This is a genomic window from Psychrobacillus sp. OK032, from assembly GCF_900111345.1.
Lineage (GTDB): Bacteria > Bacillota > Bacilli > Bacillales_A > Planococcaceae > Psychrobacillus.
In genome coordinates this window covers 37238-54465 of the sequence record NZ_FOGY01000007.1, presented here as the reverse complement: position 1 = coordinate 54465, position 17228 = coordinate 37238, and the positions used below count along the sequence as shown (strand labels likewise).

At 36.5% G+C, this 17228-nt stretch carries 19 protein-coding genes; 15 read left to right on the top strand and 4 right to left on the bottom strand.

The features are described from left to right. Positions 1-142 precede the first annotated feature (142 nt). Positions 143-670 carry a YceI family protein gene (locus tag BMZ04_RS14080; protein WP_093272007.1) on the bottom strand — a complete coding sequence of 176 codons (528 nt, stop codon included), beginning with the start codon at positions 668-670 and terminating at the stop codon, positions 143-145. Between the two features lie 253 nt (positions 671-923). On the opposite strand from BMZ04_RS14080, the gene BMZ04_RS14075 reads away from it, so the two are divergent. The 5 genes from BMZ04_RS14075 to BMZ04_RS14055 all read left to right on the top strand — a co-directional run bounded on the left by BMZ04_RS14075 (position 924) and on the right by BMZ04_RS14055 (position 6089). Continuing rightward, positions 924-1229: a winged helix-turn-helix transcriptional regulator gene (locus BMZ04_RS14075; protein ID WP_093272003.1), complete on the top strand. Its 306-nt coding sequence runs from the start codon at positions 924-926 to the stop codon at positions 1227-1229. Positions 1230-1308: 79 nt separating this feature from the next. Then, a complete protein-coding gene (gene murB / locus BMZ04_RS14070) occupies positions 1309-2229 on the top strand; it encodes a UDP-N-acetylmuramate dehydrogenase (protein ID WP_093272000.1) in 921 nt (306 codons plus the stop codon). 291 nt (positions 2230-2520) lie between these two features. Next, positions 2521-2880 carry an ArsR/SmtB family transcription factor gene (locus BMZ04_RS14065; RefSeq protein ID WP_093272788.1) on the top strand — a complete coding sequence of 120 codons (360 nt, stop codon included), beginning with the start codon at positions 2521-2523 and terminating at the stop codon, positions 2878-2880. Further along, the gene (locus BMZ04_RS14060) at positions 2864-4960 is read left to right on the top strand and encodes a heavy metal translocating P-type ATPase (RefSeq protein ID WP_304442102.1); all 2097 of its coding nucleotides are present in this window, start codon (positions 2864-2866) and stop codon (positions 4958-4960) included. The genes BMZ04_RS14065 and BMZ04_RS14060 overlap by 17 nt, the downstream gene beginning before the upstream one ends. A gap of 19 nt (positions 4961-4979) precedes the next feature. Next, the gene (locus tag BMZ04_RS14055) at positions 4980-6089 is read left to right on the top strand and encodes a GNAT family N-acetyltransferase (protein WP_093271995.1); all 1110 of its coding nucleotides are present in this window, start codon (positions 4980-4982) and stop codon (positions 6087-6089) included. Between the two features lie 40 nt (positions 6090-6129). Here the strand turns inward: BMZ04_RS14055 and BMZ04_RS22050 are convergent, their stop codons facing one another. Next, a complete protein-coding gene (locus tag BMZ04_RS22050; protein ID WP_143128306.1) occupies positions 6130-6285 on the bottom strand; it encodes a lmo0937 family membrane protein in 156 nt (51 codons plus the stop codon). Between the two features lie 241 nt (positions 6286-6526). On the opposite strand from BMZ04_RS22050, the gene mntR reads away from it, so the two are divergent. The 6 genes from mntR to BMZ04_RS14025 all read left to right on the top strand — a co-directional run bounded on the left by mntR (position 6527) and on the right by BMZ04_RS14025 (position 12227). Next, positions 6527-6946 (top strand): transcriptional regulator MntR, encoded by a 420-nt coding sequence (mntR, locus tag BMZ04_RS14050; RefSeq protein WP_093271992.1) that lies wholly within the window; start codon positions 6527-6529, stop codon positions 6944-6946. A 43-nt stretch (positions 6947-6989) separates the two neighbouring features. Beyond that, positions 6990-7850, top strand: coding sequence for a CvfB family protein (locus tag BMZ04_RS14045; protein ID WP_093271989.1), 861 nt, complete (start codon positions 6990-6992; stop codon positions 7848-7850). Between the two features lie 235 nt (positions 7851-8085). Beyond that, positions 8086-9003, top strand: coding sequence for a DUF1002 domain-containing protein (locus BMZ04_RS14040; RefSeq protein WP_093271986.1), 918 nt, complete (start codon positions 8086-8088; stop codon positions 9001-9003). Between the two features lie 942 nt (positions 9004-9945). Beyond that, positions 9946-10914, top strand: coding sequence for a ring-cleaving dioxygenase (locus BMZ04_RS14035; protein ID WP_093271983.1), 969 nt, complete (start codon positions 9946-9948; stop codon positions 10912-10914). Positions 10915-10947: 33 nt separating this feature from the next. Beyond that, complete coding sequence (locus BMZ04_RS14030) at positions 10948-11229, top strand: GNAT family N-acetyltransferase (protein ID WP_093271979.1); 282 nt, start codon at positions 10948-10950, stop codon at positions 11227-11229. Positions 11230-11777: 548 nt separating this feature from the next. Further along, positions 11778-12227 carry a DUF4064 domain-containing protein gene (locus tag BMZ04_RS14025; protein WP_177184449.1) on the top strand — a complete coding sequence of 150 codons (450 nt, stop codon included), beginning with the start codon at positions 11778-11780 and terminating at the stop codon, positions 12225-12227. 129 nt (positions 12228-12356) lie between these two features. Here BMZ04_RS14025 and BMZ04_RS14020 read toward each other — a convergent pair whose 3' ends face one another. Further along, positions 12357-12848, bottom strand: coding sequence for a GNAT family N-acetyltransferase (locus BMZ04_RS14020; RefSeq protein WP_093271972.1), 492 nt, complete (start codon positions 12846-12848; stop codon positions 12357-12359). Between the two features lie 174 nt (positions 12849-13022). Between BMZ04_RS14020 and BMZ04_RS14015 the strand changes: the two genes are divergently transcribed. Further along, positions 13023-13319, top strand: a complete 297-nt coding sequence (locus tag BMZ04_RS14015) for a hypothetical protein (RefSeq protein ID WP_093271967.1) — start codon at positions 13023-13025, stop codon at positions 13317-13319. Positions 13320-13468: 149 nt separating this feature from the next. Here the strand turns inward: BMZ04_RS14015 and BMZ04_RS14010 are convergent, their stop codons facing one another. Beyond that, positions 13469-14605 carry an MFS transporter gene (locus tag BMZ04_RS14010; protein WP_093271963.1) on the bottom strand — a complete coding sequence of 379 codons (1137 nt, stop codon included), beginning with the start codon at positions 14603-14605 and terminating at the stop codon, positions 13469-13471. A 320-nt stretch (positions 14606-14925) separates the two neighbouring features. Here BMZ04_RS14010 and BMZ04_RS14005 point away from each other — a divergent pair, with 320 nt between their 5' ends. The 3 genes from BMZ04_RS14005 to BMZ04_RS13995 all read left to right on the top strand — a co-directional run bounded on the left by BMZ04_RS14005 (position 14926) and on the right by BMZ04_RS13995 (position 16840). Beyond that, the gene (locus BMZ04_RS14005) at positions 14926-15717 is read left to right on the top strand and encodes an AraC family transcriptional regulator (protein WP_093271958.1); all 792 of its coding nucleotides are present in this window, start codon (positions 14926-14928) and stop codon (positions 15715-15717) included. Between the two features lie 63 nt (positions 15718-15780). Beyond that, positions 15781-16548 carry a membrane protein insertase YidC gene (gene yidC, locus BMZ04_RS14000; protein ID WP_093271955.1) on the top strand — a complete coding sequence of 256 codons (768 nt, stop codon included), beginning with the start codon at positions 15781-15783 and terminating at the stop codon, positions 16546-16548. Between the two features lie 46 nt (positions 16549-16594). Beyond that, complete coding sequence (locus BMZ04_RS13995; protein WP_093271951.1) at positions 16595-16840, top strand: hypothetical protein; 246 nt, start codon at positions 16595-16597, stop codon at positions 16838-16840. Positions 16841-17228: the final 388 nt, after the last annotated feature.

The following is a 17228-nucleotide window of genomic DNA, read 5'->3' as shown; positions in this document are numbered from 1 at the left end:
ATCATGATTATGAAGTATATAATATATTTCAGAAAAATAAGTTTCTTTGAATGGGAATGTAAGTGTTTTCTTCTATTATGCCATTAATTTATAAATAAAAAAGCAACTCTGGATGGCCAGAGTTGCTTTAGAGATATATAAATTATTGAGCGGGGTTTAACTCAAGTTCTACAGATATTTTGATATCTTCTCCAACAAGGACGCCACCAGTTTCCAGCGCTTGGTTCCATACTAAACCAAATTCTTTACGGTTAATTTTTGTTTCAGCAGAGAATGCTACAACTTCTTGACCCCATGGGTTCGTTCCTTTTCCGCCGTATTCAACTTCGAAAGTTACAGGTTTAGTTACGTCTTTAATCGTAATATCACCAGTTACGTCATATTCGCCATCATCTGTTTTTTTGATGTCAGTAGCAACGAATTTGATATTTGGGAACGTTTCTGTGTCAAAGAAGTCAGCAGAACGTAGGTGGTTATCACGATCTTCGTTATTTGTAGTAATCGATTTAACATCGATGTCAAAGCTGATTGCTGCACCATTTAAGTCTTCTGCATTACCATCTAAATCTGCAGTGAAGTTAGTGAAAGAACCTTTTACTTTTGAAACCATCATGTGTTTTACAGAAAAATCGATACTAGAATGCGCTGCGTCAAGATTGAATTTTGTCATTTTGAATTTCCTCCTCAGGATTTCTTGTTTTTATTAGTATAAACCATACTTGTTTCGAAATCAAGATGTTTAATTTCAAAACAAATAAAAAACCTAACAATTTTCTTTACCCATTTAAACTATCAATAAACTACAAGTTACTTTATGTAACTAACTTTAAAATAATACTAAACTTACGTCAAGTAATTAAATTACTGTTAATTTACAAAAAAAATATATAGGCGTATAATAGGTAGTAATAGAGGTGAATCAGATGAAAGAAACGATATTATGTCCACGTTTAGCGAAGGCAATGGAGTTGCTCGGAAAAAGATGGACTGCGTTAATTATTTTTCAATTAATTGATGGAGCGAAACGGTTTAATGAAATCGAGTCGTCTCTTCCTATAAGTGGTCGATTGCTTTCAGAGCGCCTAAAAGAACTCGAAAAAGAAGGGTTAGTAGAAAGAACTGTCTTCTCGGAAGTTCCTGTACGTGTAGAATATAATTTAACTGACAAGGGTTATGCACTAAAAGATGTAGTTGATGGAATTGAATCTTGGTCTAAAGAATGGTTCTGACAATTTTGCTTGAAAAATTAGGTGCAAGCACGCATACTATGGAAAGGTATTAGGTTAATGAAGAAAGGATTGGCTATTTTTGGCTAAACAACAATGGTTTCAAGATTTAATTACACAAATAGATTCGAAGAACGTAAAAATAGATGAAGCATTGAATCTGCATACAATGACAAGAATGGGTGGTACTGCAGATATATTTGTGACACCTGACACGGAAGACGAAGCAGCGTTTACAGTTCAATATGCATATAAAAACAATATTCCTTTATTGCTACTAGGAAATGGTTCTAACATGGTCGTTCGAGATGGTGGGGTTCGTGGTATAGTACTTCGTTTGGAAAAACTGAACAAGATTACGATAAACGGAAACAGAGTGATCGCTGAAAGTGGAGCAGATATTATCGATGTTTCAAGAGCGGTTGCAAGTGAGACACTCACCGGATTAGAGTTCGCATGCGGTATTCCTGGGTCAATTGGCGGTGCAATGGCAATGAATGCCGGTGCATATGGTGGAGAAATTCAAGATGTGATCGTTCAAACAACTGTTCTAACACCAAGTGGTGAGAAGCTTGTTCTTTCAAAAGAAGAGCTCGAACTTGGCTACCGTAAAAGTATCATTACGAAAAAAGGGTATTATGTATTATCGGCTGAATTTGAATTAAAACCCGGTATCCAGGAAGTAATCGATGCAAAAATTGCAGATTTAACGTTCCAACGGGAATCTAAACAACCGCTTGAATATCCTTCAGCAGGTAGCGTGTTCAAGCGCCCACCTGGTTACTTTGCAGGGAAACTTATTCAAGATAGTGGATTGCAAGGAAAAGGCTATGGTGGAGCAGAAGTTTCAACAAAGCATGCCGGTTTTATTATTAATAAAAACAATGCAACAGCAACCGATTATATTAGTACAATCGAAATGGTAAAAGCAGCAGTCAAGAAAAACTTTGACGTGGAGCTTGAACTTGAAGTGAAAATTGTCGGAGAGAATGTGGACCTGTGAATGTATATTCACAGGTTCTTTTTTTTATGCCTAAAGAAATTGTGAATTTAATGTTATTTGAATAACTTTCTAATCAACATTAGGCTTACCACTTTAATTATTATACGCATTATCCTTATATTGAGTCCTTTACAAGGATGTTTTTTTATTGAAAGCGCGGACTGCTCACAACCAAGCAAGGTCATTCAAATATATATTTGAATGACCTTGCTTTTTGAATAGTTTGAACATATAATGATGGTAACAATCAAACAGACATTTGAATGAGGTGAGAAAGTGCAAACGAAAGATATGTGTGAGGTAACAAAAGTAAATGAAGATGTTGTATTTTCGGTGAAACAGCAACTTCCAGATGTAACGAACGTTGCGAAAATTTTCAAAGCATTAGCAGATGAAACACGTTTGAAAATAGCGTATGCATTAACAATAGAAGAAGAGCTTTGTGTATGTGATGTGAGTGAAATAATCGGTTCTTCTACAGCTACTGCATCACATCATTTACGATATTTACGTGATTTATCACTGGCAAAATCCGAACGTAAAGGAAAGTTAGTTTATTATGCATTAGCGGATCATCACGTGAACAAGTTAGTTAAGATCGCGTACGAACACGCGATAGAAGAGGGTGAGAAGATTGGAGAAAACAGCTAAAAATGAATATCGCTTAGAAAACCTTTCATGCGCAAACTGTGCAATGAAGTTTGAAAATAATATAAAAAGCCTGCCAAATGTGGAAGAAGCATTTGTTAATTTCGGTGCATCTAAAGTTGCTGTTGTTGGCAATGTTACCGTAGAAGATATTGAAAAGGCGGGTGCTTTTGACGGTATTAAAGTGGCACCCGTTAAACAACGAAAAGAAGAAAAAACGCCATTTTTCAAACGAAAAGAAAATGTAGTAACGGCCATCTCCTTTGTTTTTTTAGTAATTGGGATTATCGCCTCGTTTATGTATGAGGAAACACATCCTATTGCAATTAGCTTATTTGTAATCGCCATTGTAGTTGGTGGATACGATATGTTCAAAAGTGGGTTGTTTAATTTATCTCGCTTTTATTTTGATATGAAAACGCTAATGACGATTGCGATTATTGGGGCAGCAATTATCGGTGAGTGGCGTGAAGGGGCAGTTGTTGTCTTTTTATTTGCAGTTAGTGAAGCATTAGAAGCATATTCGATGAATAAAGCGCGACAATCGATTAGCCAGTTAATGGATATAGCACCCCCATCTGCAACCATTCGTCGAGGCGATGAATTAGTAGAAGTCGATACGGAATTTATTCAAATAAATGATGTGTTAATCGTAAAACCAGGACAAAAAATTGCGATGGACGGAATTGTGTTGAAAGGAGCTTCATCGGTCAATCAAGCATCTATTACAGGTGAAGCAGTACCTGCCTATAAAACAACTGGTGACGAAGTGTTTGCTGGCACATTAAATGAAGAAGGTTCTTTGGAAGTAAAAGTAACAAAAAGAGTTGAAGATACAACGATCGCGAAGATAATTCATTTAGTCGAGGAGGCGCAAGCGGAAAAAGCACCTTCCCAAAAATTTGTCGATAAATTTGCTAAATATTATACACCTGTAATTATAGCAATTGCTTTTTTAGTAGCAATCGTACCTCCATTATTTGGTGGCGACTGGCAAACATGGATTTACCAAGGACTTGCGGTGTTAGTAGTAGGATGTCCATGTGCTTTAGTTGTATCCACACCAGTAGCAATCGTAACGGCTATCGGAAATGCTGCGAAGCAAGGTGTGCTTATTAAAGGTGGAATTCACTTAGAGGAAATCGGACGTATACGAGCAATTGCTTTTGATAAAACCGGAACTTTAACGAAAGGATATCCTGAAGTAACAGTTGTTGAGTCCGAAAACCCAAAAGATTTCATGCAAAAAGTAGTGTCAATTGAAGCGTATTCCCAACATCCGCTTGCACAAGCAATTGTGAAATACGGAAAGACAGAGCATATACATGCCTTGACCATTGATAATTTCCAGTCTATTACAGGAAAAGGTGCAGAAGGAGTTGTCGGTGGGAATAAGTGGTCAGTAGGTAGTGTATCTTGGATTCTTTCGAATAGCACCGTTTCAGCTGAAGTAATTGAACGAGTAAAGCAATTGCAATCAGAAGGAAATACGGTAATGCTTGCAGCAGAGGATGGGGTATACAAAGGGTTTATCGCTGTTGCAGACCCAGTGCGTACAACTAGCAAGAAAGTGCTTCAAGATCTTAAAAGTGCAGGCATCAAGCACACGGTTATGCTTACTGGAGACGACGCACGAACAGCAAACGCTATTGCGGCTAAACTTGACATGTCAGATGTCGAAGCAGGACTTATGCCAGAACAAAAACTAAATGCTATTAAAGCATTAAAAGAAAAATATGGGGCAGTTGCAATGGTTGGGGACGGAGTAAATGATGCCCCTGCTCTAGCCGCAGCATCTGTAGGGATTGCGATGGGTGGTGCTGGAACGGATGCTGCACTCGAAACTGCAGATGTTGCACTGATGGCAGATGACTTAGAAAAACTTCCATATACGATACGATTAAGTCGAAAAGCATTGCATATTATTAAAGAAAATATTATGTTTGCTTTAGGGTTAAAGATTATTGCGCTATTGCTCATCATTCCGGGGTGGTTAACTTTATGGATTGCCATCTTTGCAGATATGGGGGCAACTTTACTAGTAGTATTGAATTCATTACGACTATTAAAAGTGCATAAATAGTATGTTCGGAGGGAATAAAATGAAGCTTACAGAATGGACGATGGAAGAGCAAGAGCAGCTCATCCATTTCATGACTACAAACACATGGCCATACCATGGAAATTCTCATCCTGCTAGAGAATTAATAGAAAAAACAATCGAGGAAGGCGGATATCAATCCGATCAAGTAAAAACATTTTGGGTAGAAAATGAAGAAAATGAACAAGTTGGCATCGTTAAAATTTACGACTTGCAAGATGAGATTCCTTTATTTGATTTGCGAATTGCAGATGAAGCACGAGGAAGAGGTTATGGTCCTCGAGCATTAAAAATGGTAGCTGAGTATGTTTTCCAATTACCGGAGGCAAAAATTCGTTTAGAAGGTCATACAAGACAAGATAATTTTGCCATGCGTAAAACGTTTGAACGCGCTGGCTTTGTAAAAGAGGCACAGCTCCGTCAAGCATGGTTTTCTCCGAAAGAAGAATCTTATTATGATGCAGTTACGTATGGTATGACTAGAGAAGACTTTTTAAAAGGAACAGCAACTCCAGTAAAATGGGATGATGATTCTCATCCAGAAATGCATATAACAGAAGACTATTCCTTTTCAGAAGAACTCGATACGGAACGATTAATCATTAGAGCACCCGAAGTAGGAGATGCAGAAGTAGTATGGAAAGCGATCATAAGTTCGCATGATGCTTTAAAAGAATGGATGCCATGGGCGCAATCGAAACAAACATTGGAGCAGACTACTACTAATTTGCGACAAGCGGTTGCTGATTTTATCACCCGCGAAGACTTAAGATTGCATTTGTTCTTAAAAGAGACGGGCGAATTTGTAGGTTCTTCTGGCTTACATCGGATTGATTGGAATGTACGAAAATTTGAAATTGGCTACTGGATCGATAGTAAGTTTGAAGGGAAAGGACTAATGACGGAGGCAGTTGAGCGCATTACCCAATTTGCGTTTGAAGAGCTACGTGCAAATCGCGTAGAAATTCGTTGTGATAGTGAAAATGTACGAAGCCGCTCCGTTGCGGCAAGGCTATCATACACATTAGAAGGAACGCTTCACCACGATTCTTTATCTGCTAATGGTAAAAATTTAAGAGATACTTGCATTTATGCTAAAACAAGAGCATAAATCATATGAAAAAGGTGTTGCCAATTGGCAACACCTTTTTCTAGAGCGATCGTCTTCCTGTTACAAGTTGAATGACGAAAATAATACCCGCAATAATTAATAGTGCGTGGATAAGTCCACCGCCTATTTTTAATACTAAACCTAATAACCAAAGTACGATTAATATTACAATAATCGTCCATAATATTTTGCCCATATGGAACATCCTTTCCATTGATATATGTTGTTATTAAAAAGTTACCCTTTAAGATAGGGTATTAAACATTTTCCGTTTAGGAAAATAATTCCACAATACATTTATAAAGAAACACTTCTCATGAATTCACAAAAGAACGAGCGGTAAGTTCATCAAACTACTGTAGGAAAATAGGTCTTGAATTGTGATAGGTCACAGTATGTAGTAAAATGAACAAAGAAGTGATGAAAGGAAGATGTAAATGCCTACACCAAGCATGGAAGACCATATAGAACAAATATATATATTAATCGAGCAGAAAGGATATGCTCGTGTGTCTGACATAGCAGAAGCATTATCGGTATTACCATCTTCCGTTACAAAAATGGTACAAAAACTAGATAAAGATGGTTTCTTAATATACGAAAAATATCGTGGTCTAACCCTTACAACAAAAGGTATGAAACTTGGTAAAAAACTAGTGAAGCGACATGATTTACTAGAAGACTTTTTACGATTAATCGGAGTAGAAGAAGAAAATATTTATGCAGACGTTGAAGGTATTGAACATCATTTGAGTTGGAATTCTATCGATCGAATTGCCGATTTGGTTTTATTTTTGGAAGAAAACCCAGAGCTGCAATCGAGACTTCTTGCATTAAAAGAAGAAACAAAAGACTAAAACAAAACCACTATTATCCATGGTTATAAGGAGAGCGATACATTTGACAGAACTAGCATCAGGAGAAATTGTACAATTAAAAGTAAAGTCACAAGAAGGATCAAAATGGCTGCTACAGCATCAAGCGATGGAAATTCCATTAAACGCATCAGAAGCGCCAGAAAATTTACAAGTAGATGATACGATTGAGGTATTTCTATTCGTGGATCGAAGAGGTAATTTATCTGCAACAACAGCACTTCCCACTATACAAAAAGGAACTTATGGATGGGCGAGAGTAATCAAAGTTTCTGAAATAGAAGGCGCTCTTGTAGATATTGGTACTTCCAAAGAAGTGCAAGTAAAAGCAGAGGACTTACCTAAGATAAAAGAACTTTGGCCAGTAAATGGCGACCATCTATATATGACCCTTCGAACAGATAAAGACGGGGAGTTATTTGGACGTTTGGCAACAGAGGATCGAGTAGAAGAATTATATATTGATGCTCCAACTACATTATTTAATCAAAATATTCAAGCTAGACCTTATCGATTACTTCCTATCGGGACGTTTTTACTAAGCGTACCAGAAAACTATCGAATTTTCGTACATCAATCAGAACGTGTGGAAGAGCCAAGACTTGGACAAGATCTAACCGTTCGAATTATTGATACGAAAGAAGATGGCTCTTTAAATGGGTCACTACTTCCACGGAGACACGAGCGTATAGGCGATGATGCAGAGTCAATCTTTCGTTATTTAAATGATGTTGGTGGAAAAATGCCATTCACAGACAAATCAACACCGGAAGAAATTCAGGAAATGTTCACGATGAGCAAAGCGGCATTTAAACGAGCACTTGGTAAACTTATGAAAGAAGGCAAAATCGTGCAAAGCGAAGGCTGGACACAAGTAAAAGAGTAAGAAATAAAAGCGTAAGCGCCTATGTCTGCCTCCGAGGGGGAACGTTCTTCTGCGACGAGTTGTGCGCGGCGCTGGAGTCTCGACGGAGAATCACTTGTAGAAAGTTATTCACATGCCGGGTATTTTATAATTTCCTAAAGTAGGAAAAAAGGGGTAAAGAGAATCGATTTATTCGGAACTTTTTGCTCCTTTTTACGTACTAATGGGAGAGCCAACTGGAAAGGAGTTTGATGAAATGAAAAAGTTTTTGCAAACCATAATGGCTATAATACTAGTAATAGGCGCGTTTATTGCCCCGTCTATTGCACTAGCAGACTCAGATGGGTCGACAACTGAAGAAGTAGTAAATGAGAAGTTTGGCGCACCAATCGTTGTTTACGGTGGCAATCTAACAGAAGATCAAAAGAATAGCGTAAAAGAAAGTTTGAAAATAACAAATAGCTCTGACGTTCAAGAGATTGAAGTAACAGGGCAAGATCTGGTTACTTATTTAAAAGACGGCGATGCGTCTGCTAGAATGTTTTCTTCTGCTAAGATTACAAGAAAAGATGCAGGGAAAGGGCTAGTTATTAATATCGTTACCCCGAACAATATTACAGAAGTAACGTCTGAAATGTATGCCAATGCAATGCTAACAGCGGGTATTCAAGATGCAGTTGTTGAAATTGCAGCTCCTAAACCAGTTACTGGTCATTCGGCATTAGTCGGTATTTACAAGGCGTATGAAGTAACAGGTGGAAAGCTAGATACTGAACGTACAGATGTAGCGAATGATGAGTTATCTGTTGCTACCATACTTTCAAAAGAAGCGGGTATTGATGAAGCGAAAGTAAGCGAATTGTTAACAGAAATTAAAAAGCAAATCGCTGAACAAAACCCAGTTACTCGTGAAGAGGTAGAAAAGATTGTATCTGAGCAGCTCACAAAATTGCAAATTGAACTTTCTGAAAAAGAACGTCAGTTATTAATTGACATTATGGATCGTATTCGTCAGCTAGATATCGATTTTAGCAAATGGTCAGATCAGTTAGATGATTTAAGTAAGACAATTGAAGAAAAAGTCGGTAATCTTGTAGATAACGAAGGCTTTTGGCAAAGTGTTAAAGACTTTTTTAATAATTTAATTGAATCTATTCGTTCTATGTTTAACTAATACGCACATCCTAATTGTCCATACGAGATAATTAGGATGTTTTTTTATAATTGTGGAAATTATAAAGTATCTGTAATTGTATAGTTTTCTCTCAACACATAAGGTCCGCCTCTGTTTAGAGATAATGCGTCACAGTGGAATACCGCAAGGGCAGTTGATTTTCGCTCCAGGCGGACGCTTTCCGCGGGCACGGCTTCAATCTCCTCGTCACTGCGTTCCTGCGGGGCTTTCAGCTCGTGCTGTTCCCGCTGGAGTCGCCGCCTTCCGCTTCAATCAACGAAGTATGCTAACTAATTAGCGTTTAGCTAAAACACAAACCAATAAGAAATATTAACCGCTGCACGAAGCCGAAAGTAGCAGCAATCACTATATGAAAAAATTGCTTATTAATCAGTGAACATGAGCTTCGCTATTTTATTAATTTCCAAATAATAATGTCTAATTTCACAATATTAATGGATTGCTTCCGTATATAAATTGGTCGCTTTCCTTATAGGATCAATTGCTTTCAATGACCAATTAGTCGCTCTTAGCCATTTACTGGATCATTTTACTAGATATTTACTAATAATGGATTTTCCTCTTCAATTCTAATCAAACTTTTGGTTTATCAAGCGAGAAACTAATCAGTCAGCAAGCTCCTCTGATTTTCACGGAAGGGCGGCGACTCCAGCGGGATGAGTGAGACAGATAAGACATCACAACGTACGCGTAAGCGGCGGTGATGGCTTATCGCTCACCCCGCGGATAGCGTCCGCCCTGCAGCGGAAATCCTAGCGGACACTTCTTACGACGCATTATTTCTATATTGCACATATTATCTTCATGGAAAACAGGATACACTTAAAGCTATTATGCTTAATTATTTACATGCAAAATAAACCTTTGTTAATATATAATTAACATATCTCGAATTCAAGATAAATAAGGAGGAAATAAAAAATGAAATTAGCAGGTATACACCATGTATCAGCGATTACTGGGGATGCAGACAAAAATCATGACTTTTTTACAAGAATATTAGGAATGCGTTTAGTGAAAAAAAGCGTCAATCAGGATAGTACCTCTTCATATCATTTGTTTTATGCAGATGCAATAGGAACACCTGGAACGGATATGACGTACTTTGACATTCCGATGGCAGGCAGAACATACCCTGGAGTATCTAGTATTAGCAATACTGCATTTCGTGTGAAAAGCGATGATGCATTAACATTTTGGAAAGCAAGATTAGAGGAATATGAGGTGCCTCACGATCAAATCGTGGAAAGATACGGTAGAAACACACTTTACTTTGAGGATTTTGAAGGATCAAGAATGATGCTTGTAGTAGATGACGGACAGGGGATTCCTTATGGAAAACCATGGGTTAAAGATGAAATCTCTGCTGAAAACGCCATTGTAGGTTTAGGTCCAGTAACTTTAACGGTAAGAAAACCAGCAGCAACAGAAAAAGTACTTCAAAGTATACTTAGTTTTACATTAGCAGGATCGTATCCATCTAAAATAGAAAATATGCCTGATATTCTTGTATATACTACAGGAAAAGGAGGACCAGCAGGAGAAGTGCATATCGAAACCCGTACAGATTTGCCTGTTGAGCGACCAGGTCGTGGAAGTGTGCACCATGTGGCTTTCCGAATTCCGACAATGGAAGATTACCCTAAATGGGAAGAATTACTACGCACACGTGGGTTTACTACTTCAGGGTTAGTCGATCGGTATTATTTTAAATCGATATACTTTAGAGAACCAAACGGAATCTTATATGAATTGGCAACAGATGAACCAGGGTTCGATTCCGATGAACCGATGGAATCACTTGGAGAAAAACTTGCACTACCACCTTTCTTAGAACCACAAAGAGAACAAATCGAAGCCAAGTTGCGACCGTTGTCAATTAACAAATGAATGTGTTAAAATTCAGAAAAGGAGTGGTAGACAATGGATTTTCAATACAAAGAATTAGGCAATGACGTTTTTGCGTACGAGTATACGCAAGAGGGTGAAAAACTTGGTGAAATAACTTGGACATTACTGGGAGACATTATGGTAATGGATCACACTTACGTTTCTGATAAGTTAAGAGGTCAAGGTATCGCAAAAAAACTACTGGATGCTGCCGCTTCCTATGCTCGCCAAAATAATTTAAAAATGGAAGCTGTATGCTCATATGTTGTAGCGGTCTTCAATAAATCAGATGAATATAATGATATAAAGGCTTAAGTAAAGAACAAATGCGGAAGCGCCTATGTCTGCCCCGACAGGCAAATGTGAAAAAGCGAGGAGGCAGCTCCTTAGCCACCACAAGCGATTTTGTTTGCGACGAGCTTGCGCAGGAGCAACTTTTTCACATTTGACCCCGAGGGGCAACGTTCTTCTGCGACGAGCTGTGCGCAGGAGCAAGGCGCTGAAGTCTAGACGAAGAATCACTTGTAGAAATTTATTCATATGCCAATAAAAAGGCAAGCCGCTTTTAATAAGTGGTTTGCCTTTTTATCGTTCATGTATTAAATCTGTGTAAACAATACTAAAATACCTGTTAATACAGAAGCACCTGCCAATGTGTAAAAGAAATCAGACTGGTTAAAAATCAATTTTTTCTCCATCTAATCATCCTTTCTAATATGAGTGTTAGTATATAATTACCCGAATTTAGAATTTTATAAACAGGTTTAGCTAAAAGGGTGAAGGGAAAACTAAAAAAGACGAAACTTTTATAAACGATATTCGTAGAGTAAGTATAGTTGAATTTATAAATGGAGGGATTACACATGAAACGAACAGGAGAAATGGTTTTAGGAGTTATAAGTGCAATATTTACGGCTATTTCAATTATAGCATTAGCTTTTCTTGTAATTAGTGGAAGTGCTGCGGTTAATGACGAGGCAGTAAACGCTGAAATACAACAACAAATATTGAATGACCCAGCTTTAACAGGAGAGGAAGCAGAAATGCTTGCACAATTTTTAGAGGTATTACCAGGTATGTTCAGTGCTTTTGGGTGGGGATTCATTATTGTCCTTGTGATTAGCCTTGTGTTGAATATCGTTGGAATTATTTCTGTTACTAAAAACAAAAAACCAAAGCTTGCAGGTGCTATGTTCATATTGGCGGGGCTATTTGCTGGAATTATTTCAATAACTTCAATTTTATTGTATGTCGCGGCTATTATGTGCTTTGTTCGTAAATCACCAGTACAATCTGCTGAACAAGAATACTAAACACTAAATAAAGTGGAATAATACGGAAAAAAATGTTTCTAAGTAAGTAGTGAATTTGATTTTTTTGCGACGAGCTTGCGCAGGAGCAAGACGATTACTACAAAACAATATAACTAAAAAAACACTAGCTTAGTAAGCTGGTGTTTTCAATAGATACATATATTTTGCTGTGGATAATGGATGCCCCTCAAAATATTCGTCGAATTCTTCTAAACACTCAAATCCAAAGTATTCATAAAACGCACGAGCTTTTTTATTTTCACTTTCTACGTAAACGAATAATTGGCGGCCGGTATGCATCTCTTCTAATCCAGCTAGGAGTAGCTTTTTGCCGTAACCGAGGTGTTGATACTCGGGCAATATGTATATGGCAGTGAGTTCCGAATCGCCATCTTCATCTACATAGGTGAAGCTAGCAAATCCAACAGGTTGCCCATTATATTCGGCGATTAAAAAAATAGTTTTTTCCATTCTTTTCGCAAGCATTGTATTCGAATAAGCTTTGTCTAAAAATAGTGTTTGTATATTATCAGGAATAATATCCTTATATGTTTCGTTCCAACTGATCTTTGCGATTTGTTGTACAGTTGAAATATCTTCTAACGTCGTCGCCCTAATCATTTGAAATCACCTCTAAATTCTTTTTGTTATCATATCAAAAATACGAACAATCTTCTACCGATAAGTAGAATAAAAAATACAAACAATACTTGCTAGGCGAAAGAACATAAGTTTATATGTTTCAAATAAGGGTATACAGGTAATACATTAAGATAAACATCGGAGGTAATTTAAATGGCAAAAAATAAATCATTACTATTAGCAGGTCTTGCAGCAGGGGCATATGCCTATTTTAGAAAAAAAGAAAATAGAGATAAAGCGGTAGTAGCTTTTAATAATACAAAAGCAAAAGTAAATTCGTATATGGATGCCCAAAAGCATAATAATTCCGATTTAACAGCAACGGGTAACCCAGATCCGCAAGATATCCCAGATAACAAAATGGTATCTGAAGGGGCAATGACAAGTGTCCAGTACTACAACGAAGAAGTACAAGACAAAACCCCAAAAAACACAGACGAAACAAAATAAAGTGCCTATTAAGGGCACTTTTTATTTTTGGGAAGTATATGTTTTTTAATTTAGCTGTGCTATATTAAAATGTTGATTTTAACTCATTTATTAGATTGTAGTGGAAAATGCCGCCAACAACGAATCAACATTATTGTTTAACTTAGCCTTTATTTTTTGTTAATTAAAATAGATAACCCAGAAGTTATCAGTAATATGATACCTGTTAGAAAAAAGCCGTCATTAGCTGTTAACTCTAAATAACCTGTCAGACCCGAACCAGCGACAACTCCAATAGAAAAAAACGCATAGAAATAACCATATGCTTTACCCCGGTATGAAGAATCTGTAGAATCTATCAATAGTGAATTAATGGAAGGGAATAAAAACGCAAAGCCAACCCCATAAAAACCCATCCAAATAAACATCAAAAACAATATCTCTGTTTGTCCTAAAAGCAACATACTTATTCCCATAAGAGCCATTCCAAAAGCTAGCGTTTTTACAGGTTTTACTCGATCGAAAATTCGATTAGTTGGCAAAATAAAAATAAGAATTGCGACAAGCCCGAAAATACTAAGTAGCAATCCGCTAGTTTTAGAATCAAATCCGAGATGCAAAATCTTTAAAGGTAGCATATAAGCTAGTACACCTTGCGAAAACATTAAGAAAAATGCACCTGCAAAAGCTTTTACTAGTCCAGCTTCCTGGAAGAAATTACGAATTGAGATAGTGGCAGTAGATTTGGCAATCATTGTTTTTTTATGATTTGTAATGGATCTTAAAAGAATAACGGACAAAACGCTTAACAAAAGCATGATGGAAGCCGTAATACTAAGTACAAACACTTCGCTTTTTTTACTAGCAATAATCCCACTCATAGCTGGTCCTACTATAGCAGCTAATCCAACAAATGCTCCAGATAGTGCCACACCCTTCCCGCGGTTATCACTAGCTGTTTGGTTAGCCGAAAAAGTAAAAGCAGCAGGAACGATAAATCCTGCAACCAAACCGTGGATAAATCGTATGAATAATAAGCCTAATGGTTCTGTTACAAACTGATACAAAAATAAGGCACCACTTGTAGCAAACAAACCAAAAAGCAAAATATAAAAAGGTCCTTTTTTATCAGTCAAGAAACCAGAAATGACATTTCCAATTGTATTTGCAAATGAATACATACCTACAACTAAGCCGGTTATAAATGGCGTCGCACCAAGTTTATTAGCATAAGGACTCATAATGGGCAACTGTGTAAACAAATCAAAAAATGAAAAAAAGATGATGATATAAACAAATAAGCGCAATTTAGTTCCTCTTTTCTATATTGAACCTATTCTTTAGTTTAGCATTTAGAACAGTTTCACACTAGAAATGTAAAGAAATATAGGAATCAACAAAAGGGTAGTAAAAAAGTATTTGAAAAAAAGTGGTAAATGTCGAAATAAACTATAATACAATATAACTCTATAATTATTTAAATATATATACACAGGAATTTTTTGTGAAAAATTTCACCTAATTTAAGTGATAATAGTTTAAAATTCCAGTATAATGATATAAAGTGATTCTGTAATCCTAAATATAAGATTACAAAAGTACTAGAAGAAAGAAAGTTGAGGTTTATATGTATAGCAAAGATAAAATATTTTTAGAATTTTTCTCCAAGTCTTATAACAAAGAAATGGGTGTCACAAATAGAATCGAAGGATTAGATCAATTTTTCGAATTAGAGAAAAAGCTATTTCTACATATGTTTTCATATGATATTGAGGAAGCAAAAGCAGTATTAAGAAAAATGATTGACTTAATCATCGCTAGAACTGGAAAACAGATGATTTTAAATGTAAAAAACTACTACATACAATTAGCATCCATTATGGCGAGAAAACTTTACGAAAACCAAGTGCCTACTGATAAAGTAATGGCATTTAATATTGCAAGCGTCGATATTATTGAAACACAAATGAATGATGCTCAGTTTCTCCAATGTGCAGATGAGTTAGTTGAATTTTTCGTTTTGGTAATTACAGAAAGGAAAAAACCTTCCTTTGGTCATCAAACAGTTAATAAAGTAATACTTTTTATAAACGATGGGATTGAGACGAATTTAACGGTTGAGGATATTGCAAAACATTTCAATATTAGTACAAGCCATTTGTCCCGTATATTCAGAGAACATACTGGAGTAACTCTAGTAGAGTATTTAAACATCCGTAAAGTGGAAGAATGCCAGTTTTTCTTACGGCACACGAATAAAGCTATTTCGGATATTTCAGATACTTTTCATTTTTGTAACCAAAGCTACTTTACGCGTATTTTTAAAAAATATACGGGAGTAACTCCAAAACAATTTAGAAATCATCTCGAACATCCAAATTTCAAATATGTATTCCCGAATGAACCAAAATCACTTTAGATTTGATAAATAGCTTCATAGTGATGTATACTCTGTATAGTTTAATAATTGTAGGTGAATGAATTGAAAAAGAAGATTAGTTTACTTTCTATTCTTGTATTCGCAGCCGTTGTACTAAGTGGATGTTCAGGAGTAGAAAACAAAGAAGGTACTTTTTACAATATATTTGTTCGACCTTTTGAATTCTTAATACATTTCTTCGGTGAAATGTTCAATGGTAGCTATGGACTAGCGATTATCGCTATTACAGTTATCATCCGTTTTGCGCTTATGCCGTTAATGCTTAGAAACTATAAACACCAACAAGGCATGAAAGAAAAAATGGATAAATTAAAACCAGAAATGGATGAAATTCAAAAGAAATTAAAGGAAACAAAATCTAAAGAAGAACAAATGGCTTTACAGCAAGAAATGATGGGTCTGTACCGTAAACACGGAGTAAATCCACTAAATATGGGCTGTTTACCAATGGTTATTCAAATGCCTATTGTCATGGGACTTTATTTTGCGATCTTGTATTCTACAGAGATCAAGACACATCCATTTTTATGGTTTAACTTAGGTTCACCTGATATTGCAATGACGCTTATTGCTGGAGCAGTATATTTCATTCAAGCAAAAGTTTCACTGTGGACGGTACCTGAACAACAAAAGCAACAAATGAAAATGATGATTTATATTTCGCCTATTATGATCATGTTCATCTCGTTCAGCTCAATGGCAGCATTGCCACTTTACTGGACAGTTGGTGGGTTATTATTAATATTCCAAACATACTTAGGAAGAAAATTCTACTCGAATCATCCAGAGAAAGCAGAAGAAACAGTATGAAAAACGAAGCTTCGATAGCTTCGTTTTTTCTTGTGAGGTGTATGTAATGAAGAACAAATGGATTTTTGGAGTTTTAATTGTTGGATTTGCAATTACTGCATTAGTGTTTATTGTCCAAGGTAATTTGAACTTGGCGGTTCTATTTATGACGGTTATTTTTGCACTTAGTAATGGCTATCGTGCAATAAGTTTTAAAGAAAAAGGATATGTACGTGAAGCGAAATGGATGCGAACGATGGCAATCATCTTTACTGTCTTATTTTTCGTCATGTTAGGATTAATATTATTTTAATAAATGCGTTTACCTGAAAAAGGTAGACGTTTTTTTATTGCATTATAAGAGTAATGTTATGTGGATAACAGTCTCTATGCAACCAAAGTTATGCAACTTTTTTTATATTAATCGCATTGTAGGAATAGTGCGCAACAAGTAGTTTCCGCTAGGATTTCCGTTGCAGGGCGGACGCTTTCCGCGGGGTGAGCGATGAGCCATCACCGCCGCTATCGCGTTCGTTGTGATGTCTCATCTGTCTCACTCATCCCGCTGGAGTCGCCGCCCTTCCACTCCAATCAAAGGAAATGCTTACTTAATTAGTACTGACTCGCTAAAACTAAATATTATGTAGTTATTTAAATGTGTGAATCTAAAAGATAGCTTAGAGCAACAAACCGGTCATTGA